Source organism: Gammaproteobacteria bacterium (assembly GCA_003696665.1).
GTDB lineage: Bacteria > Pseudomonadota > Gammaproteobacteria > Enterobacterales.
Genome location: RFGJ01000359.1, coordinates 1 through 1,096 on the forward strand (window position 1 = coordinate 1; position 1,096 = coordinate 1,096).

General features: G+C 53.8%; 2 protein-coding genes and 1 riboswitch. Of the genes, one reads left to right on the forward strand and one right to left on the reverse strand.

Going from position 1 to position 1,096, the window contains the following annotated elements; all coding sequences use genetic code 11:
- On the reverse strand, positions 1 to 377 hold a 377-nt coding region (locus D6694_09395; protein RMH41085.1), incomplete at its 3' end, for a TonB-dependent receptor.
- Positions 371 to 471, reverse strand: a riboswitch (TPP riboswitch). (Overlaps the previous gene by 7 nt.)
- A gap of 112 nt (positions 472 to 583) precedes the next feature.
- Between D6694_09395 and D6694_09400 the strand changes: the two genes are divergently transcribed.
- On the forward strand, positions 584 to 1,096 hold a 513-nt coding region (locus D6694_09400; GenBank protein ID RMH41084.1), incomplete at its 3' end, for a DNA-3-methyladenine glycosylase 2 family protein.

Here is a 1,096-nt window from a genome sequence, read left to right on the forward strand (position 1 = left end):
ACGCCAGAAAAATCGATGTCATCCACAATAAAGCCAACGGATGGGTTGGGGGCGCCCTCATACTGACTGCGTTCACCAATACCACGAATTTGAAAAAAGCGGGCGCGGGAAGTACCGCCAGCCCAAGTCAGGTTCGGAACCCATTGAGTCAGTTCTTCGAAATGTTGCTCAGCATGCGCGTGGATGTCCTCGTCGTCCAAGAGACTGAAACTACCAGCGCTATCAAGCCAAGTATTTTGGCGATAGTCTGCGGTGACAACCAAGACATTTTCGTCCGCGGAAGCGTTTTCGTCCGCGATGCCATAGTAGTGATTCGTGGCAAAGAGTAGGGCCAACGCTAGTTGGCGATAAGAAAAGAAACGGGATTTTTGCATCATGTTTCCCCTGTTCCTCCGCCGGTATTATCCGGATCAGGTGCAAAGGGTTCGGTCTTGCCGTCTCAGGCCATAGTGGCCACCCCTCAGGAGCGTGGATTATACGCATGTTTGTGTGCGCACCACAAATGTTAGCGTACCCGTTGGCAACTTGCACTTGTGATAAAAGTTTCGCAAGATGCAGACACGCTTTGTCAGAAGCCGTGAGTATGATGATTTTGGATTCACCGCAGGCCATGGCGCATGCGACCGAACAGCTGTGTCATTGTGAGCCACGTATGGCGGAGGTGGTCCGTCGCATCGGACCGTGCCAAATGGCACCATGGCAGTATTCGTTGTTTGAACGCCTGATTTATTCGGTGGTTGGGCAACAACTGTCAATGCAGGCGGCTCGAACCATTCGAAGCCGGTTATTGGCCACCTTGGCATGTGAACCTGGGGCGCTGACGGCTTCGGCCATATTGGCGTGTTCATCGGATAAGTTAAGACGTGCTGGATTGTCGGGGGCGAAGGTGCGAGCGATTGTTGGCATCGCGATGCATTGGCACAAGCATCCTGATTGGGAACGGGAGCTTAAACATCTTGACGACGCCGCGTTGCAAGCAGCGCTTGTACAATTGCCTGGGGTTGGTCCGTGGACCGCGCATATGGTGATGATGTTCGGGCTTGGCCGACCGGATGTCTGGCCGGTGGGTGACCTAGGCATTCGAAAGGCCATGCAG